General features: G+C 42.5%; 20 protein-coding genes. 16 read left to right on the plus strand and 4 right to left on the minus strand.

The genetic code is table 11. From position 1 onward, the window contains the following. Positions 1-201: 201 nt before the first annotated feature. From V6252_RS03265 to msrB, 7 genes are all read left to right on the plus strand, one after another. Positions 202-2,034: an extracellular solute-binding protein gene (locus V6252_RS03265; protein WP_341609431.1), complete on the plus strand. Its 1,833-nt coding sequence runs from the start codon at positions 202-204 to the stop codon at positions 2,032-2,034. A 325-nt stretch (positions 2,035-2,359) separates the two neighbouring features. Further along, entirely contained in the window at positions 2,360-3,139 is a 780-nt protein-coding gene (gloB, locus tag V6252_RS03270) for a hydroxyacylglutathione hydrolase (RefSeq protein ID WP_341609261.1), read from the plus strand. A gap of 103 nt (positions 3,140-3,242) precedes the next feature. Beyond that, positions 3,243-4,313 carry a microcin C ABC transporter permease YejB gene (gene yejB / locus V6252_RS03275; protein WP_341609262.1) on the plus strand — a complete coding sequence of 357 codons (1,071 nt, stop codon included), beginning with the start codon at positions 3,243-3,245 and terminating at the stop codon, positions 4,311-4,313. A 62-nt stretch (positions 4,314-4,375) separates the two neighbouring features. Beyond that, positions 4,376-5,425: an ABC transporter permease gene (locus V6252_RS03280; protein WP_341609432.1), complete on the plus strand. Its 1,050-nt coding sequence runs from the start codon at positions 4,376-4,378 to the stop codon at positions 5,423-5,425. A gap of 1 nt (position 5,426) precedes the next feature. Then, positions 5,427-7,106, plus strand: coding sequence for a dipeptide ABC transporter ATP-binding protein (locus tag V6252_RS03285; RefSeq protein WP_341609263.1), 1,680 nt, complete (start codon positions 5,427-5,429; stop codon positions 7,104-7,106). Between the two features lie 273 nt (positions 7,107-7,379). Then, positions 7,380-8,684: an iron-containing alcohol dehydrogenase gene (locus tag V6252_RS03290; protein ID WP_341609264.1), complete on the plus strand. Its 1,305-nt coding sequence runs from the start codon at positions 7,380-7,382 to the stop codon at positions 8,682-8,684. Positions 8,685-8,963: 279 nt separating this feature from the next. Then, positions 8,964-10,178: a peptide-methionine (R)-S-oxide reductase MsrB gene (gene msrB / locus V6252_RS03295; RefSeq protein WP_341609265.1), complete on the plus strand. Its 1,215-nt coding sequence runs from the start codon at positions 8,964-8,966 to the stop codon at positions 10,176-10,178. 97 nt (positions 10,179-10,275) lie between these two features. Here msrB and folE read toward each other — a convergent pair whose 3' ends face one another. Beyond that, positions 10,276-10,872: a GTP cyclohydrolase I FolE gene (gene folE / locus V6252_RS03300; protein WP_185156591.1), complete on the minus strand. Its 597-nt coding sequence runs from the start codon at positions 10,870-10,872 to the stop codon at positions 10,276-10,278. A gap of 541 nt (positions 10,873-11,413) precedes the next feature. On the opposite strand from folE, the gene V6252_RS03305 reads away from it, so the two are divergent. Further along, positions 11,414-12,223, plus strand: a complete 810-nt coding sequence (locus V6252_RS03305) for an enoyl-ACP reductase FabI (protein WP_341609266.1) — start codon at positions 11,414-11,416, stop codon at positions 12,221-12,223. Between the two features lie 135 nt (positions 12,224-12,358). Continuing rightward, positions 12,359-13,054 carry a YoaK family protein gene (locus V6252_RS03310; protein WP_057760330.1) on the plus strand — a complete coding sequence of 232 codons (696 nt, stop codon included), beginning with the start codon at positions 12,359-12,361 and terminating at the stop codon, positions 13,052-13,054. 93 nt (positions 13,055-13,147) lie between these two features. On the opposite strand, the gene V6252_RS03315 is transcribed toward V6252_RS03310, so the two are convergent. Beyond that, entirely contained in the window at positions 13,148-13,300 is a 153-nt protein-coding gene (locus V6252_RS03315; protein ID WP_166739249.1) for a hypothetical protein, read from the minus strand. A 409-nt stretch (positions 13,301-13,709) separates the two neighbouring features. Between V6252_RS03315 and V6252_RS03320 the strand changes: the two genes are divergently transcribed. From V6252_RS03320 to V6252_RS03345, 6 genes are all read left to right on the plus strand, one after another. Next, on the plus strand, positions 13,710-15,131 hold the full coding sequence (locus V6252_RS03320) for an SLC13 family permease (protein ID WP_341609267.1): 1,422 nt from the start codon (positions 13,710-13,712) through the stop codon (positions 15,129-15,131). Positions 15,132-15,289: 158 nt separating this feature from the next. Beyond that, positions 15,290-16,288 carry an alpha/beta hydrolase gene (locus tag V6252_RS03325; protein WP_341609268.1) on the plus strand — a complete coding sequence of 333 codons (999 nt, stop codon included), beginning with the start codon at positions 15,290-15,292 and terminating at the stop codon, positions 16,286-16,288. Next, positions 16,281-17,075, plus strand: a complete 795-nt coding sequence (locus tag V6252_RS03330) for a metallophosphoesterase family protein (protein WP_341609269.1) — start codon at positions 16,281-16,283, stop codon at positions 17,073-17,075. The genes V6252_RS03325 and V6252_RS03330 overlap by 8 nt, the downstream gene beginning before the upstream one ends. Positions 17,076-17,160: 85 nt before the next feature. Next, positions 17,161-17,751: a DUF1543 domain-containing protein gene (locus tag V6252_RS03335; RefSeq protein WP_341609270.1), complete on the plus strand. Its 591-nt coding sequence runs from the start codon at positions 17,161-17,163 to the stop codon at positions 17,749-17,751. A gap of 206 nt (positions 17,752-17,957) precedes the next feature. Continuing rightward, on the plus strand, positions 17,958-22,190 hold the full coding sequence (gene hrpA, locus V6252_RS03340; RefSeq protein ID WP_341609271.1) for an ATP-dependent RNA helicase HrpA: 4,233 nt from the start codon (positions 17,958-17,960) through the stop codon (positions 22,188-22,190). Between the two features lie 140 nt (positions 22,191-22,330). After that, positions 22,331-22,936, plus strand: a complete 606-nt coding sequence (locus V6252_RS03345; protein ID WP_341609272.1) for a class I SAM-dependent methyltransferase — start codon at positions 22,331-22,333, stop codon at positions 22,934-22,936. A gap of 150 nt (positions 22,937-23,086) precedes the next feature. On the opposite strand, the gene V6252_RS03350 is transcribed toward V6252_RS03345, so the two are convergent. Together V6252_RS03350 and V6252_RS03355 are read right to left on the minus strand one after the other, a co-directional pair. Further along, a complete protein-coding gene (locus V6252_RS03350) occupies positions 23,087-23,416 on the minus strand; it encodes a hypothetical protein (RefSeq protein ID WP_341609273.1) in 330 nt (109 codons plus the stop codon). Positions 23,417-23,680: 264 nt separating this feature from the next. After that, complete coding sequence (locus tag V6252_RS03355) at positions 23,681-24,532, minus strand: AraC family transcriptional regulator (RefSeq protein ID WP_341609274.1); 852 nt, start codon at positions 24,530-24,532, stop codon at positions 23,681-23,683. 166 nt (positions 24,533-24,698) lie between these two features. Here V6252_RS03355 and V6252_RS03360 point away from each other — a divergent pair, with 166 nt between their 5' ends. After that, the gene (locus V6252_RS03360; protein WP_341609275.1) at positions 24,699-25,112 is read left to right on the plus strand and encodes an organic hydroperoxide resistance protein; all 414 of its coding nucleotides are present in this window, start codon (positions 24,699-24,701) and stop codon (positions 25,110-25,112) included. The last annotated feature ends 46 nt before the right edge of the window (positions 25,113-25,158 follow it).

Genomic DNA, 25,158 nt, shown 5'->3' on the forward strand with positions numbered 1-25,158 from the left:
TTATTAATAATACCACATGTAGAAATAGTTACTACCAACAATGCATTCATCCCACTACTTTAGAAGTAGGGAGCTTCTGCGCTAAAGTGTTAAAAAACCTAAGTTTGCTATGATAAAATTTTGCTATAACGCTGTTTTGCTGTCAGGCTTTACGTTTTGATATTTATATTGGTTAGCATAGAGGTTTGTTATAACGTCATGATAATAAAAAATGCCCTGTTAAAAGCTGTATTGCTAACCATCACCGTCAGTTGGATACCGAGCAGTATCGCTGCACCTATCACGAGGACCGCGCTTGGTCACAATAGTCCTACTGAGTACATCAATGCACCTTACTTACCTTATGCCAATCCAAAAGCGCCATCAGGGGGCACGCTTTCTCTAGATGCTCGCGGTACGTTTAATAGCGCCAATAAATGGATGACCACAGGCGTGGCGATGATTGGCACAGACTATCTGTATGATACTTTGATGACTGGTTCATTAAATGAAGCATTTACCATGTATCCACAGTTGGCAAGTAAAGTAACATATGATCCAGACGATACAAGCTGGATTATCTATCATCTCAATCCTAATGCTCGTTTTTGGGATGGGTCGGGTGTAACCAGTCGCGATGTCAAAGCGACTTTTGAGGCGATATTGAACAAAGGCCCCATGTATATTCGCAGTTATCTAAGTGATATCAAAGACATTCAAATCATTAATGATCAACAAGTAAAGTTTGTCTTTGCCTCTGCTGACAACAAAGAGATTTTACTGACCGTTGGGCAGTTTCCTATATTTGCCAAATCTTCCATTGATACCGATTTTGAGAAAATCAGTCTATCACCATTGATGGGTAGTGGTCCTTATAAATTGGGTCGCGTCGATGCGGGACGTTCGGTAAGTTATATACGTGATCCCAATTATTGGGGGCGTGATTTGATGGTCAATCGTGGCCGCTACAACTTTGATATGATCAAGTTTGTTTATTATCAAAATGACGAGATTGCCTTTGAAGGTTTTAAATCTGGTCAATACCGCTTTCGCCCCGAAAATAAAGCATCGAACTGGGTGACTGGGTATAATTTCCCCGCAGTGAAAGCAGGGCTTATCCAAAAAGAGACGATAACCAGCCAAAATCCAGTACCGATGCAAGCATTAGTGATGAATTTGCGCCGCCCAATTTTTCAAGATATCAAAGTTCGCCAAGCACTGACAGCTGCTTATGATTTTGAATGGATGAATAAAACCTTATTTCATGGGCAATATGAGCGTTTGCAAAGCTTCTTTCATGGCTCAGAGCTCGCTGCAACGGGTACGCCATCTGATGTAGAAATGCAGGTATTGACACCGTTATTGTCTGAGCTCGAACCGACACAGCGCCAAGCAACATTAGCAAAATGGCAGCTACCCACTAGCGATGGTAATGGTTTTAATCGTCAAGGGCTATTAGAAGCGCGTAAGCTATTGTTAGAGGCTGGGTTTTATTATGAGAATATGAAACTATATCAGCCTGATGGATCGCTTGCCCAGATTGAGATTTTGATGACAGGCGAGACCATGGGCCGTGTATTGTTACCTTATATTCGCAATCTAAAACGCTTGGGATTTGATGCTACTTTGCGCCAAGTCGATGGGCCGCAATATTATGAGCGTATGCGCCGTTTTGATTATGACATGGTCGTGGACGTGTTTGCCCAAAGTCTATCTCCTGGTGCTGAGCAAGCGGCATTTTGGGGTAGTGCTGCTGCTGACGAGCCTGGCAATCATAACAGTGCTGGTATCAAGAATGCAGCTGTCGATAAGGTCGTTGCTGCCCTTGGTAATGCTAAAAATCGTGACGAGATTGTACTGTATACGCAGGTGCTAGACCGGTTGCTGCGCGCAGGTCATTATGTCGTACCGCTATACGGCAAATCTGGTACCAATGTCGCTTACTGGGATCAGTATCGCCATACCGAAAAACTACCGACCAATGCTGTTGGTATCGATTACTGGTGGGTGGATAAAGAGGCAGAAGGGCGTATCAATAAATATTTAAAACAATAAACAGTATTTACTACAGGGTTTGACCCGATAACAACGGATAGCAATAGCATATATGCTGCTGTTATCGAATATATGCTATTGCTATCAAATAACAGTTAGATTAGGGCGTATCCTCATTTTAAAAATGGTGATAAAAATGAGATAAATTGCCGTCAAACGAGGAAAATAGTGCAGATAATATCGAGATATTGACCAACTATTTGACGATGTTTGGCAAAATTTAGCTGTTTTTAGCTCATTTAGAGGACACTCGTTTGAATTGAGGACACGCCCTAGATAATTCAAAATAACACGTAACAAAAATAACTACCGGTAAGGATTTAACATGAGTATCCGTATTCACCCAATCAAAGCATTTAGCGATAACTATATCTGGACATTGATTAATGAAAATAATAAGCAAGCGATTGTCATCGATCCAGGCCAAGCCCAGCCGGTCATTGATTATCTAGAGACGCATGAGCTCGAACTAACATCGATTTGGACGACTCACCATCATCATGATCATATCGGCGGCGTCGCAGAGTTACAGGAATCGTATCCGATGACTCATCTGGTTGCGCATAGTGAACATGGCGTCGATGAAGATCAAACCATCAAAGATGGTAGCACGGTGAGCGCATGGGGCTGCTCTGCGCAAGTTTGGGATGTGTCAGGGCATACCGCTAGCCATATGGCTTATATCTTAGATATCGATGGGCAAAAGCACTGTTTCTGCGGTGATACGTTGTTTAGTGCAGGTTGCGGACGTGTGTTTACTGGTACGATTGAGCAATTGCATGAGAGCTTTAAGCGTTTGAACGGCTTGCCTCATGAGGCGCTACTGTATCCTGCGCATGAATATACAGTGAGTAATCTGCGTTTTGGCCTGTCTATTGAACCTGACAACGAAGCAATGCAGCAAGCATTAGCACGAGCAGAGGCTCAAACTGAGCAAGGCATGGCAACGCTACCAGTGACACTAGAGCATGAGCGCGCGATAAATGTGTTTTTACGTACACAAGAGCCAAGTGTAATCGCAGGGGTTAAATCAAAAATGCCTATCGATGATGAGAAGTCATTGACGGTATTTGCAGCGTTACGTGAGCTGAAAAACAACTTTTAAAGTAAGTTTTTAACAAATAGTTTGCTTTTAAGCACCTCTTTAACACAACGCAATTTGCTGCTGAACGTCATTGCTATCTCTCTTTATTTAGGAAGTCGCCATTATGGGTCGTTATATCTTAAAAAGACTACTACTGATATTGCCGACACTATTTTTGATATTGCTTGCCAACTTTGTGATCGTACAGGCCGCACCAGGCGGGCCTGTTGAGCAGCAGCTGGCACTTATCGAACAGGGTGCAAAAGAAAATGCGCTTGGCGGTAATATCGGCGCGGGCAGTGCAGGTGGTAATGACAGCACTTATCAAGGCACGCGCGGTCTCTCTGAGGAGATGGTCGCCGCGATCAATGCCCAATATGGTTTTGATAAATCTGCCCCAGAGCGATTTTGGCTTATGTTAAAGAACTACGCTCAGCTAGATTTTGGTGAGTCGTTTTTTAAAGGGCAGTCGGTGACCGACCTTATTATAGAGAAGCTGCCAGTCTCGATATCGCTTGGACTGTGGAGTACACTGCTGATTTATATGATAGCCATTCCACTGGGTGTCTATAAAGCGATGCATCATGGCTCAGGCATTGATAAAGCCACTGCTATGCTGCTGGCTATCGGACATGCGATACCTGTGTTTGTCTTTGCAGTGATTTTACTGGTGTTCTTTGCGGGCGGCAGCTATTGGAATATTTTTCCATTACAGGGACTGACGTCCGAGAATTTTGATCAGCTCAGCGCGCTTGGTAAAGTGAAAGATTATTTTTGGCATTTAGCGTTACCGCTGCTGGCGAGTACTGTAGGCGGTTTTGCAGGCTTGACTTATCTGACAAAATTCAGCTTTTTAGAGGAATTGGGCAAGCAGTATGTACTGACCGCTCGCGCTAAAGGCTTAGGTGAGCGTCAAGTGCTATACGGACATGTGTTTCGCAATGCAATGTTGATTATCATTGCAGGTATCCCAGCTGCTATTGTTGGTATTTTCTTTGCGGGTAACTTTTTGATTGAGATTATCTTTAAACTTGATGGTTTGGGCTTGCTAGGTTTTGAAGCCATTCAACAACGCGATTATCCAGTGATATTTGGCACGTTATTTATCTTTACCTTAGTAGGGCTACTACTGCAATTAATCAGTGATTTAAGTTACCACTTAATTGATCCTCGTATTGATTTTGAGGGGCGCTAATGTCAAATAATCAACCTTTATCAAAGAGCAGTCCTATTAATAGCGAACCAGGTAAAGCGCCAATGCCTGAGCAGCTATCTACTTCTAAAAAGCCTCGCTTAAACCCTATGTGGCAAGCACGACTCAATCGCTTTCGTCAAAATCGACTTGGGATGATATCGCTGTTTGTTTTCGCAGTAATATTTGTCATCTGCATGGCGGCTAATGTCATTGCCAATGACAAACCATTATTAGTGCAGTATCAAGGCGATTATTACTTTCCGGTATTAAAGGCCTATCCTGAAACAACGTTTGGCGGTGTATTTGAGACCGAAACCAATTATAAAGACCCTGCAGTGCAGTCGCTGATTGATGAGCAAGGGTTTTATATAATGCCGCCTATCCCGTTTGCCGATCAGACGCCCAACGTCGAGCTTGGTCTGCCTTATCCAGCAGCGCCCAATGCCCAGAACTGGCTTGGTACTGATGATATGGGGCGTGATGTGCTGGCACGGATACTTTATGGTATGCGAGTGTCGTTACTGTTTGGTCTGGCCTTGACGCTTGCAGGCGCACTGATTGGGATTATCGTTGGTGCGGTACAAGGCTATTATGGCGGCTGGGTAGATCTGGCAGGGCAGCGATTTATGGAAGTGTGGGGCGGTATGCCTCAGCTATTTATGATTATTATTTTGGTCAGTCTGTTTAGTCCCAGTATTATTATGCTATTCGCTATGATGCTACTGTTTGGTTGGATGGGACTGGTTGGTTTGGTACGGGCAGAGTTTTTGCGAGCCCGTAATTTTGACTATGTGCGAGCTGCACGCAATTTAGGCGTTTCGGACAGCCAAATTATGCTCAGACATATCTTACCCAATGCGTTAGCTTCTAGCTTATCGCAGTTGCCATTTATTTTAACGGCCAATATTATCGCTTTGACCGCGCTGGATTTCTTAGGATATGGATTGCCGCCTGGCTCACCGTCTCTTGGTGAGCTAATGGTACAAGGGAAAAACAACCTCGATGCACCTTGGCTTGCTTTGTCAGGATTCTTTAGTTTGACCTTTATTTTGTCATTGCTTATCTTCGTTGGTGAAGCACTGCGTGACGCATTTGATCCGAGACGCTCTTAATATGACTGAAAATATTATCGCTACCGAGCACAGCAATGCGCCAAATGAAAGTCTTCATCGTGCACAAGATAAGCTTATGCTAACCGTAGATAGATTAACTATCACGACGACTACAGGTGTCCAGTTGGTCGATGCGCTGTCTTATCAGCTAAGACAAGGGCAAACTCTGGCTATTGTAGGTGAGTCAGGCTCTGGCAAATCGATCGCCAGTCTTGCGCTACTAGGTCTGTTACCAGATAGCTTAACGATTACTGGTGCAGTGCAGTTGGCAAGTACGGCAGGCATGTCTACATTGCCTATAGCGAATGATAAGGCGCGTAATGCTGCACTACGGTCTATTCGTGGACAGCATATCGGTATGGTATTTCAAGAGCCGATGACCGCACTGAATCCGTTACATACGGTCGCCAAACAAATTGCTGAATCGTTGCGTCTAAGCGGCGTAGCTAAAAAGCAATGGCGAGAAATCAGCATTGCTTTGCTAAATGATGTCAATATTGCAGATCCTGCTGACAAATTGAATCGTTACCCACATGAGTTATCAGGTGGTCAGCGTCAGCGAGTGATGATTGCGATGGCATTGGCTCAGCAGCCTGATATTCTAATTGCTGATGAGCCAACGACTGCGCTCGATGTTACCTTGCAGCATGAGATTTTGGCGCTACTAGATGATCTCAAACGCAAGCATAATATGGCGATGATATTAATCAGTCATGATCTCAATCTGGTCAGGCGCTATAGTGATGAGGTCATCGTTATGCGCCAAGGTCAAATGATTGAACAGGGTAAAACATCTTCGGTATTTGATCAGCCTAAGGCCGATTATACTCGCACACTTATCAAGCAAGACTTTGGGCAAGCATTAACCATAGAAGACGATAACATAGATAAACAATCAAGCGTATTAGAAGTGAAGCGTCTTAACGTACAGTTCCCAATTGAAAAAGGTCTGTTTGGTGGTACCAAGCGCTGGTTCGATGCGGTCAAAGATGTCGATATGACACTACAAAAAGGTCAGGCATTGGGTATCGTCGGTGAGTCTGGCTCTGGCAAAACCACCATTGCGCTGGCGCTTAGCCAACTACTGAGCAACCAAGCACGTGTGAATGGGCAGATAGTGGTCAACGGGCAAGATATTTCGATATTGTCCAAAAAAGCGCTACGTAACTTCCGCTCGCAGATACAGATGGTATTTCAAGATCCATTTGCCAGTATTAATCCGCGTATGACGGTCATGCAAATCGTGGAAGAGGGATTGTTAGTACAAGGCGTGGATAAGGTCGCCCGTCAGCAAGCGGTGCTAGATAGTCTCGCTACGGTACATCTGCCTTTAGTATTTGCGCAGCGTTATCCTCATGAGCTATCGGGTGGTCAGCGTCAACGCGTGGCACTGGCGCGTGCCCTCATTATGAAACCAAGCTTACTTATATTGGATGAGCCGACCTCCGCGCTCGATAGCACCACACAGGTCACAGTAGTTAGTTTATTACGTGAAATCCAAGAAAGACTGCAAATCAGCTATGTCTTTATCAGTCATGATCTCAAGGTAGTACGTGCACTGTGTCAGCATATCATGGTATTGAAACAAGGGGTGTGTGTGGAATCTGGACGTACCGAAGATCTCTTTAATCAGCCACAACATATTTATACTCAGCAACTGTTAAAGGCAAGTACTGACTAGTTTAAACGACTTACTGTAGCCACTTAAATTGATCAATCAAATCAAGCGACTAAAATAAGCGGCTTGGTATAAAATTGACACATCGCAGTTCATAATAATAGCGACATATTGAAAAAAGCAGTGGTACAATAATTTTAGAGAGCTGCCCATTTTATAATGCTGTGATACGTATCTTTATACATTCTGGCGCTCGTAAATTAGTAATATTTAACTGGCTGCCCAAAACGGTCTTTATTGCAGTTAAAACCATCATTAAAAAGGATTTTTGTGCTCATGAAAACACAAAACAGTATTACTAAATTGGTAAAGAACAACAGTTTGCAGCATGCTGGTTATTTGGCTGTTGCTAAGACTCGGGCAAAGGTATTAAAAGCAGTGTCTTATGTGATACCTATCAGAAGACCAATGCTCTTTGTCGGTGAGACTGCCTGTGATGAGCTATGCGATATGCTGATTAATGAAGGTAATACCAATGTGTTTATCGTCACGGATACGGTGCTCAACAAACTGGGCATACCTGCGAAAGTCACCGATTATCTAGATGCGAAAAATATCAGTTATCACATCTATGATGGCATTACGCCAGATCCTACTTTTAAAGTAGTTGAAGAAGGGCTACGTCAGTCTATAGAAGCTAATTGTGACTCTATCGTAGCCATTGGCGGCGGCTCAGTGATCGATGCGGCCAAAATGATTGCCATGTCTCAAGGCAACAAGTGCAAGCCAAAGCAGCTAATCGGTATTCTTAAAGCAAGAAAGCCTGCGACTCCGCTATACTGCGTACCAACGACGGCTGGTACGGGTTCAGAAGCGACGCTTGGCGCAGTAGTATCGGATGATAAAACGCATCAAAAGGCATTGTCTATCGACCCAAGAATGGTACCACTAGCCGCCGCGATTGACCCAGTTATCATGAAAGGCATGCCAGCTCATATTACAGCAGATACTGGCATTGATGTATTGACCCATGCACTAGAAGCATGGATGAGTGCTAATGCCAGCGTAGAGACAGATTACTATGCAGCCTCTGCCATAAAATCTGTTATGCATTATCTACCACTAGCTTATAAAGATGGTGGTAATCTAAAAGCAAGAGAAGAGATGGGTATCGCTGCTCATTACGGCGGGATTGCTTTTAATAAAGCAGGTCTGGGTTATGTGCATGCTATCGCGCATCAGTTAGGCGCTTACTATAGTATTCCGCATGGCCGTGCCAATGCCATCGTGTTGCCTTATGTACTTGACGTCAATCGAAAAGCGAGCAAAAAGAGACTGGCTGCACTGGCGAAAAGAACTGGTATGGTACAGAATGGTCAAGCAGCTAATGGCGATAGTGAGATAGCAGATAACCTGATTGCGCAAGTTAGAGATTTGATTGCAGATCTAAATATTGATCCAACTGTCAATGGTATGCAAACTAGCGACTTTAATGATATCGCAAAGGCAGCAGCAAAAGAGGTCAGCGATACTTATGCCGTGCCAACTTATCTATCAGCCGCTGAAATCAAGGAAATTCTAACGAAGATTAAGCAGGCTAGTGATGAACGTGCTGATAGTAATAATGAAACAGCGTCATAGTTTTTTATAGAGCTACTGATATTAAAATAAAAAAGTCTATTACTCTTTGGAGGATAGGCTTTTTTAATGCATTGAGATAATAAAGCTTCTGTCTTATTTTCATAGTTAATTCATACTAAAATATATAATCGTTATCAAACAACCGTTTAATTTATCTTGCTATTACACTTAGTTGATAAAAAATATCTTAATAAACTGTAAATATATAACAGTATAGGAATGTTTCAGTGATACAAAAGCGTTAAGATATTCAAAGGACATTACGCTTAGGAGATTTTCATGAACCGCATATTACCATCTAGAATTATAGGGTTAGTTATCATAGCGAGTAGTGCGATTTACGCAGGCTGCGCATCAACTGAAAACAGCTCTACTGTAAAGAACACAACTGCCGCTAACCCATACGCACCGACTACGCCAGGATTGGCAGTAGCCACAGTAGCGGGTGGATGTTTTTGGTGTGTTGAAGCAGGTTATGAAAAAATCCCTGGCGTGGTAGAAGTAGTGTCTGGCTATACGGGTGGCACCGCTGAAAACCCAACCTACAAGCAGGTGTCAGCAGGTGGTACTGGGCATACCGAGGCAGCGCAAGTGTATTATGATCCTAAGAAGATTACTTACAACGGCATAGTACAAGCGCTATGGAGAATCGCTGATCCTACTGATGATAAAGGGCAGTATGTTGATCGTGGTACACAGTACCGTCCAGCGATTTTTTATAACAATGCGCAAGAAAAGCAAATCGCAGAAGCGGCCAAGCAATCACTGCAAGCATCTGGCGTGTATGAAAAGCCAGTAGTGATCGAGATTGTACCTGCTAGTACTTTTTATCCTGCTGAAGAGTATCATCAAGATTATTATAAAAAGAACCCACTACGCTACAAAGCTTATACCTTCAATTCTGGTCGATATCAATTTATCGAGAGTATCTATGGTAAAAACTACGAGCTTGATTTTAGTAAGTTTACGCCCGAATCAGACAGCACACAGCAAGTGACGTCAAATAACACATCAGATAGCAAAGTAAGCAAAGGTTTTAACCCAGAGACATTTGTAAAACCTTCACAAGATGCGCTAAAGAAGTCCCTTAGTGATATTCAGTACAAAGTCACCCAAAAAGAAGGTACTGAGCGCGCCTTTGATAATGAATATTGGGATAACAAAGAGCCTGGATTATATGTAGACGTCGTATCTGGTGAGCCACTGTATTCTTCGCGTGATAAATATAAATCTGGTACGGGCTGGCCGAGCTTTACTCGCCCATTGGATACGAGCTTAGTGGTTGAAAAGCCAGATCGAGGAATATTTGGAACCCGTACTGAAATTCGTAGCCGTTACGCGGACTCACACGTGGGCCATGTATTTGATGACGGTCCAGCACCGACAGGTAAGCGCTATTGCATGAATTCAGCAGCGCTCCGCTTTATTCCGCTTGCAGATATGGAAGCTGCTGGTTATGGTGATTGGATCGATGATGTAAAACCAGTTGGTTAGTGCTATTTCCTATCACTCAACCAAATAAAAAGGACGCATCATATGCGTCCTTTTTGTTTGGTTGTTATTCACAACAGACTAAACAACTAACATCAACTTAAAATGCTGGCTGACGCTTAGGTACCGCACCCAAAAATTCATTACGGGCTTGATTATTGTGTTGATATTCGCCAAGCATCGCGGTGCTACGCGTGGTTGAATGTTGTTTGCTAACACCGCGCATCATCATACACATATGTGATGCATCCATAACGACTGCTACGCCGCGGCAGCCAGTAACATCCATGATGGTCTGCGCAATCTGCTCACTTAGGTTTTCTTGTATTTGCAAACGACGAGCAAACATATCAACGATACGGGCAAATTTTGACAGTCCCAAGACTTGACCGTCAGGTAAGTAGCCGATATGAGCGACACCATGGAACGGTAGCATATGATGCTCACACAATGAATAAAACTCAATGTTCTGTACCAGTACCAGCTCGCGATTGGCTGATGGAAACACAGCATCATTGACCACTTCATCTATACTTTGATGATAGCCTTGGGTCAGATGGGCAAAGGCCTTTGCAGCACGTACAGGCGTATCTAGCAAACCCGGACGATCTAAGTCTTCGCCAGTTGAAGCAATCAGTTGGCGATAAGATTCGGTACTTTCTTTATAATCTGGGGTTATGATGGGGGTGTTACTCATAAGTTTGGCAGCCATCCAAAATGTGGGTGTAGCTTAACGTTGAATCCTATCATGTGAGGATTCTTATAAAAATTGTGCAAGCTGGGAAGGGCTGTGATTATACTCGAAATCTGCTGAACTTCATACTGCTGTGGCTAGCAGTTGAGTCTTTAATCAATAAAGGGGTGCTTGGTACTCAGTCTGAACGATTATAGTGTTAATATTCGAAGTGCGATTTTTTCATAAAATAAGCAAACTACTATAGCCTGAGTATTTTATCTTGAAGCGTTGATGCTAAAATGTATTCTAGTAATTCGCGAAAAACTCTCACTGTCTATACTATTTTAAGTGATAAGTTGCTATTGGTCATTTTGACATCATTAGTTGTTTTTATTAGTCAATCCAATAACAAGAACCAAATACAGTTTACGACTGTTTACTTAAATTAATTCGTGTATAATAACTCATCTTTTCATTTGTACTATTTAGTAGTCTCAATCTTCTAATTACTCTAAATAAATTCTTATTCTAAATCATTTCGATTGATTCAAAAGGAAATCTTATGCTATTGCAAGGACAACGATTTGTCGTAACTGGCATCGCAAGTAAACTCTCTATCGCTTGGGCTATCGCAGAAGCGCTGCACCGCGAAGGGGCTTCACTAATTCTGACTTACCCGAATGATAAAATCAAAAAACGCGTCGATATGGCCGCTGAAAAATTTGAAGCAGATTTGGTTCTAGAATGTGACGTAGCTTCTGATGAGTCAATTGCTGCATGCTTTGAGCAAGTGACTGCTCACTGGGGCGACGGTATTAATGGTGTGGTACATGCCATTGGTTTTGCACCGATGGATCAGTTGGATGGCGATTTTGTCAATGCCACGACTCGTGAAGGCAGTCATATCGCGCATGATATCTCTAGCTATAGCTTCGTTGCATTGGCTAAAGCGTCTCGTGAGTTACTAGCGATGCGCCATGGCTCTATGTTGACATTGACCTACGAAGGCAGCATTTCGGTATTGCCAAACTACAATGTCATGGGTATGGCAAAAGCCAGTTTAGAAGCCAGCGTTCGTTATTTAGCAACGTCTATGGGCGGTGAAGGTATTCGTGTTAATGCGATATCTGCAGGTCCTATCCGCACGCTAGCGGCTAGTGGCATTAAATCTTTCCGTAAAATGCTCGATATCAGCGAAAAAATTGCGCCACTACAGCGCAACATCACACAGACAGAAGTAGGTAACGCCGCATTGTTCCTATTGTCGCCTTGGGCATCTGGTATCACAGGTGAGATTATGTTCGTTGATGCAGGTTTTAATACAGTTGCTATCAGTGAGCAGTTGATGATGCTTGATGAACCAGCACAGTAATTGTTATAAATGATTCGTTTGATAATAGAAAAGACAGCCAATTGGCTGTCTTTTCTAGTTATACTATGAGTCTTTTTGGCTACGTGCTTTTTTTAGCAGTGTGCACTTTTAGTTAAGTGCTTTTGAGCGAGGGATATGATAACCAAGTTACCAAAGTGGATACTATGGGGCGGGGCGGTATTGGCATTTAGTGCTGGTTGCGTGAATACGACGGCATTAATGGGGTTTGCCAATTTATCAGTGTCGCATGTCACGGGCAATGTAAGCTTGTTTGCAGCAGCAATCGCTCATTCAGACGCGCGTAGTATTTTATATATTGGTACCTTGTTGCTGTCCTTTTTGGCAGGGGCTATACTAAGCGGCTTTGTCATTGGACAGACATCATTGAAACTCGGTCGTCGTTATGGGCGAGCGCTATATCTAGAAGCAGCACTACTGTTGGTGAGTTATTGGTTATATCAGCAGCATGATTACTTGGGGCAATTAGCAGCAGCAATGGCATGTGGACTGCAAAATGCGATGGTGGCAACTTATAGTGGGGCGGTCATTCGTACCACTCACTTAACAGGGCTGACATCAGACATGGGTGCAGCAATCGGTAACTGGCTTGCTGGTCGTTCTATTAGTAAGCCAACCTTGGGGTTCCAAGCCATTATCTGGTATTGCTTCTGCGGTGGTAGTGCAGTAGGTGCTTTCTTGTTTGCAAAAGTCAGCTATGATGCTTTGTTTGTTCCCATCGCCATTGTGTCGACAGCAGCATTTGTATACAACTATGTCTCAGATCATCTGCCAGAAGTGAGAGAACCAAAAAAAGATAGGCGCTTATCATAGTGATAAACGCCTATCGTGCCTATTATTAACCATATTGGTTTTTGCATGTTTATTTAGGTGTAGAATAGCGAGCTGTTAAAACATGCTTTGGTCTTATTCTTTATGATCTTCGTGCTCATGCATCCCTTGCATCATATCGAGCATAGAGTCGTCAGTACGTTGTTGATCTTCTTTAGCTAGGCCATCTTGATTGATGTCTTTTGGTGCCATTTTGGTCGTTGAGTCCGTTTTATTTGAGTCTGTCATAAAGTACTCCAGTATTTTTATTTACTTCTTAATAGAGATGTTTTAATTAAATCTTTATTTGTTGACGCTCGTATTTAGTAGCGCTTGGCTTTTATTTAACTTATCTAGTATGCAATGTGGTCATAGTCTTGTACATATACAGAGTACACTTGTTTAGTGACTATGTGTAACTAATGATGCAATTAACGATGCAACTAATAATGAAGCTGATCACATGATTAATGACTAAGTTTGCGAATTACTAGCATAAGTTGTAGAAAAGCGAGTTTCGACGTATATATCTCAAGTGATGTCTGCAGATAATTAGATTTACCTCAGTGGTCATGTGTATTATCAAAATACATTAACCAACAATTTATGTTTTATTTTTAGGTTTCTTACACCGTCTTTGATTCAATAAGGACATTCTATGTCAGAGCAAAAGCTAGATAGTCATCTTCCTAATGATGGCAATGAATATTTATTTACTGATACCTTCCCAAAAGGTACAGGCAAAGGGCTGATCGTTGTCGCGATTGCCGCGATTATTGCGTTGATTATTTACAATGTGTTGCCGTTCGATATCAATGCTAATAAAGGTCTCGCAGTCCTGTTTTTTATTGGGGTACTTTGGCTTACAGAAGCTGTGCACGTCACCATAACAGCGCTACTTGTCGTAGTAATCGGTGCCTTGGTTGGCATACCAGACTTCGATGCTGAAATCGGTCTGCAAAGCTTTGCCAATCCTACTATTTATCTGTTCTTTGGTGGTTTTGCTTTGGCAGCAGCATTGCATGTGCAGCAGCTAGACAAAAAGATCGCACTAAAGATTCTATCGATGTCTGGTGGCAAACTGAGTACAGCTGTATTTTTGATATTTGGTGTGACGGCATTTTTGTCGATGTGGATATCGAATACTGCTACAGCTGCGATGATGCTCCCATTGGCACTCGGTATCTTGACGCAAGTTGATCGTGAAAAAGACCGCGGTACGTTTGTTTTTGTACTATTAGGTATTGCTTATTCAGCCAGCCTTGGTGGTCTAGGTACGATTGTTGGTTCGCCGCCCAATGCTATTGCCGCAAAGGCGCTCGATATTGCCTTTGTAGACTGGATGAAGTTTGGTATTCCGATGATGTTGGTACTGTTACCATTATTGTTGGGTGCGATGTATGTGTTCCTAAAGCCGAACCTAAATCGTACTATTGTCCTTGTTGATGATGCGCCGATTGCTTGGAACAAGCCACGTATCGTCACTATCATCGTCTTTATCGTTACGGCATTGAGCTGGATATTCTCCAAAAAGATCGGAGCAGCTTTAGACATCACGGATACTGATGCCATCGTTGCACTATCAGCAGCTGCAGCAGTAGTGAGCTTAGGGTTGGTATCTTGGAAGCAAGTATCAGATAATACGGATTGGGGTGTGCTCATGTTGTTTGGTGGTGGTATTGCGCTATCGACAATTTTGAAAGTATCTGGGGCGTCTTTGGTACTAGGAGAAACCGTAGCAACTGCGTTGTCTTCGGCACCACTTATTGTTGTGATGATGGCAGTCTCAGCATTTATTATTTTCTTGACAGAATTTGCTTCCAATACTGCCTCGGCAGCATTGCTAGTACCTGTATTTGCCGCTATTGCAGAGCAGATGGGTTTGCCACATGAAGTGCTCGTATTGGTCATCGGTATTGGTGCATCGTGTGCCTTTATGTTGCCAGTTGCCACACCGCCAAATGCTATTGTGTTCGGTACAGGTTTGATCAAACAGACAGAAATGATTCGTACAGGTATCATATTAAATATTATTGCTACTATCGTTATCGGGCTATGGGCGTATTTTTTCTTGATATAATCAAGTAGTCATTACAATCCTAGTCATATCTGCTTAGTATAAATGAAACCCCGATGTTCAAGACAAATTGAACGTTGGGGTTTTTTATGGCTTATCATATGAGCTAACGGTATAGAATATTTATTATTAACGTCATCTTATTAAATGGAATTGATTACATGACACAGTATTTATTGAAAACAACTATTCTTGTAGTGCTAGGCACAATTGCTGTGGTAATAGTATTTATAGCAAAATGCTGGGCACCTGATCGTACCGTCGCTGAGCTAAAACAATGGCAACTACCCAACAGCGAATTTATAGACATACAAGGTATGCAGGCGCATGTAGCGCAGTCAGCTAATTGTTATATACACCGTGGCGATGCAGACGAAAAAAAACAACCTGAAACAATCGTTTTATTGCATGGTACATCGGCAAGTTTGCATACTTGGGAGGGCTGGACCAAGGTGCTGTCTGATCAATACTGTGTCGTGAGCATGGATTTGCCAGGGTTCGGTTTGACCGGTCCTTACGTGGACGAAAGCACGCGATACAGCAGCGAAAATTATGCGGCATTTGTTATTGAAGTACTCAATCATTTGAAGCTGGACCGTGTCACGCTAGCTGGTAATTCATTGGGAGGCAAGGTAGCGTGGCGTACTGCAGCTTTGTATCCTGAGCATGTCAATCGATTGATATTGGTAGATTCAGTTGGTTATCTAGCAACGCCCAAACATATTCCTATTGGTTTTAAACTTGCTAAATATCCAATGATGTCACCAATTTTAAATCGTATCCTACCTAGAAGTGTTGTTGAAAAAAGCGTTTTAAGCGTGTATGCCGATGACAGCAAAGTAAACGATGCCTTGGTTGATAGATATTATGAATTGACTTTGCGCCAAGGTAATCGTCAAGCATTAAGTCGTCGCCTAAATGAAACTGATGATGACAGTGACCAAGCGCAGATAAAGCAGCTCGACATACCGACTTTGATCTTATGGGGTGCAAAAGATGACCTTATTCCTGTAGAAAACGCCGCGTTATTTCATAGAGATATACGTGATAGTCAGCTTAAGGTATTTGATAACTTAGGTTATGTACCGCACGAAGAAGATCCGTTAGCAACCGTTGACGTTGTAAAGCAGTTTTTGATTAGTGAGTCAGGAAATGGATAACTTAGAAAAGAAAAAGATAACAACCATCGCTGCGATTTCAGATATTCATAGTAATGTCTACGCCCTTGAAGCTGTGCTTGCGGATATAAGATATCGAGATGTTGATCAGATTGTCAATCTTGGTGATATTTTATATGGGCCAATAGCGCCTCATGCTACTTATGAGCTATTAATGGCAAATCGAGATGATATTATTACCATTAGAGGCAATCAGGATAGGCAGATTTATGAAGCCACTACGGCAGAAATTGATAATAATCCAACCATGGGTTTTATTATCAAAGATCTCTCTAAAAAAGCGATTGAATGGATGCGGTCTTTACCATTTGATTTTCATGTAAATGAGGATGTATACCTCTGCCACGGTTCGCCGACCGATGACATGATATATTTACTAGAGGATATCGAAACGGGTCAACCAATAGTGCGTAATGATGCGACTATATTGGCGTTACTTGATGGTATTGATAATGATGTTATCTTATGTGGTCATACACACATCCCGCGAACAGTAGTACTGTCGTCAGGACAAACTATTGTGAATAGTGGTAGCGTTGGCTATCCAGCTTACGAAGATGATTTGCCTATTATTCATAAAATGCAAACTTATTCGCCTCATGCTAATTATGCTCTTATCAAATGTATTGAGACTCAACAAGGCAAATATTGGCAAACTGAGCATGTCAAGGTGGCTTATAACTATGAAGCAGCAGCAAATATGGCTCTAAGAAACGGACGTGAAGATTGGGCATTTGCATTGAAGACGGGTAGAGTAGTTCCAGTATGACAGTACTTAAAAACATTCTATCCTAGCAATAACAGCATTACCTTTAGATTAACTATGGATTTTGATTTAATAGAGATTACGTAAAATGCTAACACTATATATGGTTCAGCTGGGCGGTCGTCCTAAAGGCCGTCTGATTGAGCAACACGATATTTTCTTTGGTGCAGCCAATCAGGTGAGTGACTTGATAGGAGATATCAATGCACATTGGCCTGAGGTAAAAAATAAGTGGCATATTGATTCATATCGAGCAATTACTAAAGTGGGTAGTTATGCCATCAAGTTAATTGAACCAAGTGAGCAAGTAAAGGCTGCTACTGACTTAAGGTTATTCTTTATTAATCTAGGTGGCTATCAGCAGGGGAGCTTTGAAGAATTCCATCATAAGCTACTCATCGTTGCACCTAACCAAGCTGACGCGATCAAACAAGCAAAAAAAAGTGATTTTTATAAGCAGTTTACTTTTAAAGATGAAATGTCACCTTTTAATGCAGCTTCTCATATTGATGATAAGTTTGCAGTAGATATAGATGACATATATAACGTAAACGATCTTATCTCCAATGTTCAGCTTTCGATTGAGCCTATTAGTGATACAGATGAGCTGAATGCTAAAGAAGACAAAGAGTACGTCGGCTATCTAAGCATCAAGAATTTAAAGAAATTGGCGCTATAATAGATTTATCTAAATTGTATAAAAGTAACCCAATACACGCCTGATTAAATGAACTTAATGGATAGTTTAAGTTCGGATACGTTCTGTAATGTGTGATAGTTTCAGCATTATTGATACAAGAGCAATCAGGACTCGACTAACTTGAATCATGTCCCAATTACCCCCATAATCTAACCACTTCTACATAATAAATAGCCTAAGCAAATATGCCCAATACTTCTAAGCCCAATATTCCTGAAAACAGCAATTCAGATACATCTACTGTAAATGAAACTCAAGATACTAAGAAGCCAGCAGTACCACTGGCGGATTTACCAGTTCTTGCTAAAGACAGCTATTACTTAAGCCGTCTTGAGCGAGAGCTGGCAAGTGCTGCCGTGTCTAAGAATAAAAAATCTGATCATGATTCTGAGCAAAAGAATAATTCAGATGATGTACTTGCCAAGAAACGTGCTCAGTACGAGAAAATAAAGACACGTTCTCAACAAGCTGTGCAGGCACGTATCGATAGTATTCCAAGTGATCTACCTGCCAAGCTAAATCTGGATTTGCCTGTTAGCCAACGCGCAGAAGACTTAGTACAAGCGATTATCGATAATCAAGTCATTATTGTCGCTGGTGAGACCGGTTCTGGTAAAACGACGCAGCTGCCTAAGCTTGCGATGTTAGCAGGGCGTGGTATCACAGGGCAGATAGGACATACACAGCCGAGACGATTGGCCGCTCGTAGTGTGGCAAACCGTATTGCAGAAGAGCTGGGTGAGCCATTAGGTAATACGGTCAGTTTTAAGATTCGCTTTAATGAGCAAGGGACAGCACAATCTGTTGTAAAGCTCATGACGGATGGTATTTTGCTCGCTGAGTTGGGTCACGATCGGTTCTTGAGTAAGTACGATACGATTATTATTGATGAGGCGCATGAGCGTAGTTTGAATATCGATTTTATTATGGGTTATCTCAAAAAGATGCTGCCCAAGCGCCCAGATTTAAAAGTTATTATTACCTCGGCGACCCTTGATACCAAGCGCTTTAGTGAGTATTTCAGCCGTTATGACAATAAGCTCAAACGACAAGTTCCTGCGCCTATTTTTAATGTAGAAGGGCGTAGCTTTCCGGTGGAAGTCCGTTATCGTCCGTTGACAGATGAGCCAGTGAATAGCTCGGAAGACGACAGCTATGATGATTTTGAAGAAAACCTGCCGCGTGCTGTGGTTGCCGCTGTTGAAGAGTGTTTTAGCGATGCGCAGAGTAAGGGTCACGCCGATCTAGCTGATATTTTGATATTTGCTGCGACTGAAGCGGAGATTCGCGAAACGCAAGAGGTGCTTGAGCGTCATGGCCCGCGCCATACAGAAGTACTGCCATTGTTTGCACGGCAGACTTATGAAGAGCAGCAGCGTATTTTTCAACCATCAGGTCGAGGTCGCCGTATTGTTATCGCGACCAACGTTGCTGAGACTGCATTGACCGTGCCGGGTATTCGCTATGTGATTGACTTGGGTTTTGCGCGGATTTCGCGTTACTCGTATCGCTCTCGTGTACAGCGCCTACCGATTGAAGCAATTTCGCAAGCAGCTGCCAATCAGCGTAAAGGTCGCTGTGGCCGTGTTGCTCCAGGTGTTTGCATTCGTCTTTATAGTGAAGAAGATTTTAGTGGCCGCCCTGAGTTCACTGAGCCTGAGATTTTACGTACCAACTTAGCGTCAGTAATCCTGCAAATGGCCAATCTACGTCTAGGTAGTGTGGATGACTTTGAGTTCATTGAGCCGCCTGATAGCCGATTGGTCACTGACGGTCATAAATTGCTAGATGAATTGGGCGCTATTACTTCTAAGAAAGATACCGCTGCTCAGGACAAAACCAATAAGCCAAAAGCTAGAAAAGGGCTTGATCATCTGCGTTTGACAGCAACTGGTCAGAAAATGGCACGTATGCCAATCGACCCAAGGCTGGCACGTATGCTGGTGGCTGGTTCCGACTTTGATTGTATTCGCGAAATGCTGATCGTTGTGGCAGCGCTTGCGGTACAGGATCCACGCGAACGTCCTGCTAATAAACGTACGCAAGCGGATCAAAAGCATGCGGTCTTCCGTCAAGACGACTCTGACTTCTTATTTTATTTGAGCCTATGGAAGGCGCTGTTTGAAAAAGATGAAGACGGCAATAAACTGTCTGGCAATCAGCGTAAGCAGTTTGCTAAGAAAAACTATTTAAGCTTCCCGCGTGTACGTGAATGGCATCAGACACACCGTCAATTGGTGCAGATGGTCACTGAGCTGAAATTAACTGATGTCAATGAGTCAAAAGCTTCTGATAAAAATGTGGCTGTTAATGATCCGACAGCGATCGAAGACGAAGAGTTAAAAGCGGTCAAATATGCCAATCTGCATAGAGCATTATTGACCGGTTTATTGTCTATCATCGCGCATAAGACTGAAAGCCGCGGTGAATATTTAGCTGCGCGTCAGCAAAAGGCCAAGATATTCCCAGCCAGTACGGTGTTTAAACAAATACCCCCTTGGGTGATGGCGTTTGAAATGGTGGAGACTTCACAAGTCTTTATGCGTACTGTTGCCAAAATCGAACCAGAATGGATTATTTCAGCGGCAGGTGATTTGCTGAAATATCATTACTTTGAGCCACATTGGTCCAAGAAAACAGGACGAGTCAAAGCTTACGCTCAGATCAGTCTGTTTGGACTGATTATTATTAGTAAGCAGCTGACCAACTATGAGCAAGTTAACTTAGTTGAATCACGAGAGATATTTATCCGTGATGGCTTAGTGACAGGTAATTTTGGTCGTAATGCACCATTTTTGCAACATAACATGGATAAGATTGCTCATGTTGAGCGTATCGAAGACAAGCTGCGCCGCCGTGATTTGTTGGTAGATGAAGAGACGCTCTATCAGTTCTATGATAAGAAAATTCCTGAGCACGTTGCCAGTCGTAAAGCGTTTGAGGATTGGCGTGCAGAAGTCGAAAAGCATGATGCCAAGCATCTATTCTTTACTGATGAAGATGTACTTAATAGCCAAGCGCCGACCACAGGGGATTTCCCAGAAGTGTGGAAGCTGGGCGATTTAAAACTGCCACTCCGTTATGTCTTTGATCCCGCCAGTGATGATGATGGTGTGACCATACGTGTGCCGCTTGCCGCATTACCGCAGCTAGACGCGATTGAGCTACTGTGGGGTGTGCCCGGTTGGCGCTATGAACTGGTTCTACAACTGCTCAAGTCACTGCCAAAGGAGATACGTCGTCAAATCGTACCGATACCCAATACTGCAGACAGTTTGTTTGATGAGTTGCAGCCAAAGGGTGGACAAGGATTGCTGAAGCAGTTATGTCAGGCGTTGCATCGTCGCGGTATCATGTCGGTGACGCCAGAGAACTTCAATCCATCTACGATTGATCGCTATTTACAGCCACAAATCTGCGTAGTCGATGAGAAAAACCGTATCATCGAAAAAGGCCGTGATCTACAAACCCTACAGATTCGTCATGCATCTGAGACCAGTCAAGCGGTAAATGAGCAGCAAGGCGTGCATACTGAGTTCCCTGAGCATTTTGCTTTTAGCAAAAATCATCATAGCGCAGGCGTGGTGATGAAACAGTTTGCAGCACTCGTCGCTGATGAAGCGGGAGAAGCTGTATCGATTCATCAATATACTGATGTCAATGCAGCACTTCAAGCACATCGTATCGGGGTACTGACTTTAATAAAAGGCAAACTTGGTGCAAAGAAAAAGCAGTTAACGAGCCAAATCGACAGTATATTTAAACTGGCATTTGCGCCACTTGGCGACATGGATAAACTCAAGACGATCGTTATAGATGCTGCGTTAGACGCGGCTCTCGAAGAGCACTACGTCTTATTCGATCATTCTGAAAATTTACCAGAAAGCGCCGATGACATCGTAGTTGGATTGAGCGAAGAGCTACCGTTTACCTCTGAAGAGTATGCCCAGACTCTCGAAGTGGTAGTGAATAACTTCTTATTAACTGGTCAAAGCGTTATCAAAACGCTTAAGAATGTCTACACTCGTTGGCAACGTATTCGCCAAGGGTTATTGATGCTAGATCGCGAGATATTTGGTGAGTCTATCGATGATATTGAAGATCAGTTGGAAGATTTGCATTTGGCAGATTTTGTTTATCGGATGGATTATAGCCATTGGCAACAGTACCCACGCTATCTTGAAGCGTTACAGATTCGACTAGAGCGTCTGGAGCACAATCTCGACGCTGACCTTGACGGTGTTTACGCGCTTGACTTGCATATGGAACGGTTAGCAGGGCGTGCAGATAAGGAAGCCATCAGTGAGTATCGCTGGATGGTGGAAGAGTACCGTATTCAATTGTTTGCCCAGCCTATGAAAACTCGTATGGCAGTATCGCCCAAGCGTCTAAGCAAGATGTGGGATAAGGTGAGTTAGGCTAAATTTTAGTTTTGTATGGTACGTTATGTTATAGAGCGCACATCAATTTCAAGATAGGGGCTCTATGACTAAGTGTTCTAGGTGCCATATATTACCTACTAAATTGGATATCAATCTCAAATAAAAGGACGATTAAAATGTGGGATGAACGCTATAGCGGCACAGAGTTCGCATTTGGCACCGAACCTAATGATTTTTTGAGAGAGATGTTTGAGCAGATACCTGTAGGTGGACACGTACTTTGTCTAGCAGAGGGCGAGGGTAGGAATGCAGTATTCTTAGCTGAGCAAGGCTTCACTGTAACTGCGATGGATATGTCCGAAGTAGGGTTAAACAAAGCGAACAAGTTGGCAAAAGATAGAGGGGTAGCTATTACTACCCAAGTAGCTGATTTAGCACATTATAACTTTGGTCAGGATAAATGGGACGCCATAGTTTCTATCTGGGCACATGTACCTAAAACGGTACGTCAATATGTACATGCACAAGTTGGCACCGCTCTCAAGCCAGAGGGAGTATTTATCGTCGAAGCTTATACAGAACGACAGCTTGAAACAGAGGCAGTCGGTGGACCACCAGCCAGTCAAAGGGAGCGTTTTGGCGCTTTAGAGAACTTTCAAAATGAGCTTGTAGGGCTGAACGAAGTGATTGGTGTAGAAAAGTTGCGTATGGTATCAGAAGGAAAGCGGCATCAAGGGCTTAGCGCTGTAGTACAGTTTGTTGGTAAAAAAGTCAGCAACTAGCCGTTGTAAGTTAAATCTATTAGTCGTTTTAGTCGCTATATACATAGTTAGAGAAGATAGTTTGCAAACCATCTTCTCTATGAGCTATTGAGGCTTAATGTTTGATAGTTAGTGACTGGTATCTAATGACTAGTATTTAATGATTGGTACTTAATGGCTCATCTTTTCTGTCAGTACACCCATGCTATAAAGCACATAAGCAATCACAGTTAATGCGACGATAAATGGAGTAAGCATCCAAATCACAATATTAATCAAAAGTGATGGTAACAATCCATTGAACAGCTCAATATCTGGTGCGAAAAAATCGGTCATAATATCGACTGCACGCTTAGCAATAGGGAATAGCAAAGTGCTAAAAGCCAACATGTAAATGTACTTACTAAAGCCAGGGTCACTCATGACTACCATAAAGTAGAACACTGTAAAAAACGCGATGCCAAGTGCCCAGCATTTGAGAGTGTAGCTTAAACGAATCATGTTATCTCCTCCCTAAGCTTTCTATTGATCGCTTTACATCGATCGTATACAGAGTAAAGCTGCTCCTATATATTCATTATTTTAAATATATATAATATGTTATAATACGAATATATAGTCACGTCAACCAATTTTTCTATTTATTTAAAATACTCCACAAATTATTCAACTTAAAAATGATGTTTTTTAAGGAATGCTTTCGTAAATATAATAGTAAATAGCCTAAGCAAACTAAATTAATTCTATTTGAAAGCAGAATTATAACTACAACTCATTACTTGGACTTAGACCAAACAATCGCTTATATTCTCGGCTGAACTGACTAGGACTTTCGTAGCCTACTTGCATTGCTACTTGTGATATTTGCGCCCTATGCATCTTAATTAAGCGTCTGGCTTCCATTAAACGTAAGCTTTTTTGATACTGTAGCGGACTCAGCTGGGTTATTTCTTTAAAATGCTGATGAAACCCTGAGACACTCATGCCGCATCTACTAGCCAAGCTCTCAACCATAATAGGTTCATCTAGATGTGCCTTTATCCAGTCAGTCGCTTGGGCAATGCGGTGTGTATGGCTACCGCTAATGACCAATTGCTTAAGTTTGTTGCCTTGCTCAGCCAAGAGTAGGCGATAGTATATTTCTTGTTGAATTAAAGAAGATAGAAAATCAATATCGTTTGGATAATCAAGCAAGCGTATCAATCGATCAAACGCGTCCATTATGGTGTCATCTAAGTGCCACTTTATTCCTAAATGACTGCCTGCTACTGGGTGTGTGGTCGGTATCTGCGCTAAGACGTCTCTAATCATAGCTAAATCTAATTTCATTGATAAAACAATGACAGGGTTTTTTATCGAAGCGTGCTTGATATGCATACTTAGCGGTATGTTAACAGGACAGAACATCAAGTTACTATTGTCAAACCTTTGACAGTCAGCACCCAAGTAAATCTCCCGCTCTCCTTGCAGTACAATACAAATACTTGGCTCTTGAATATAACTCACGGCTTTGCTTGGTTTGTCCGCGCAGTAAAAGAATAAGCCTGAAACAGCGGATTCGATGGTTCTATTTCTAGGCAGTACTGCTAAAAGTTGGTTAATAGTCGTTTGATTCATCACGAGTGCTTATTTTATAAGATTGCCTGATAGTATAAATATTTGTAGGATTAGGCAAGAGTTATAGAGGTTTGTTCTAACGTATAAATGTAGACGGTTCTATAATAATCTCGTCGCAACAGCGTAAGTACGACCTCTAATAATATGAAACAAGGAATAATTACTCATGAAAATATTTTATAAAACGCGCGCAACCGCTACTGGTGGACGTTCTGGCCATACTGAATTAGACGATGGTTCGTTAGGATTTGACTTGGTATCTTTTCAAGAGCAAGATAAAGAAGGTGTTAATCCAGAACAGCTTTTTGCCATGGGTTACGCGGCTTGTTTTGATAGTGCTTTGAGCATGACAGCACAGCACATGAAATTGCCTGTTACCTCTTCAAAAACCTCTGCGCAAGTGGGTATCGGTATGAAAGCTGACGGCAGCTATAACTTAGAGGTAGAATTGTCTGTAGAGGTATCAGGTATTGATGAAGCACAGGCGCAGCAGTTGATCGAAGCCACGCATCAGGTGTGCCCGTATTCTAATGCTACTCGCGGCAATGTCGATACTCGTCTAGAAGTGACCGTCGTTTAAGACTGTTGTTTAAAGGCTATTGTTCAACGACTTTTGACCATAGACT

The sequence above is a fragment of the Psychrobacter proteolyticus genome (assembly GCF_038155145.1).
Classification (GTDB): Bacteria; Pseudomonadota; Gammaproteobacteria; order Pseudomonadales; family Moraxellaceae; genus Psychrobacter; species Psychrobacter proteolyticus_B.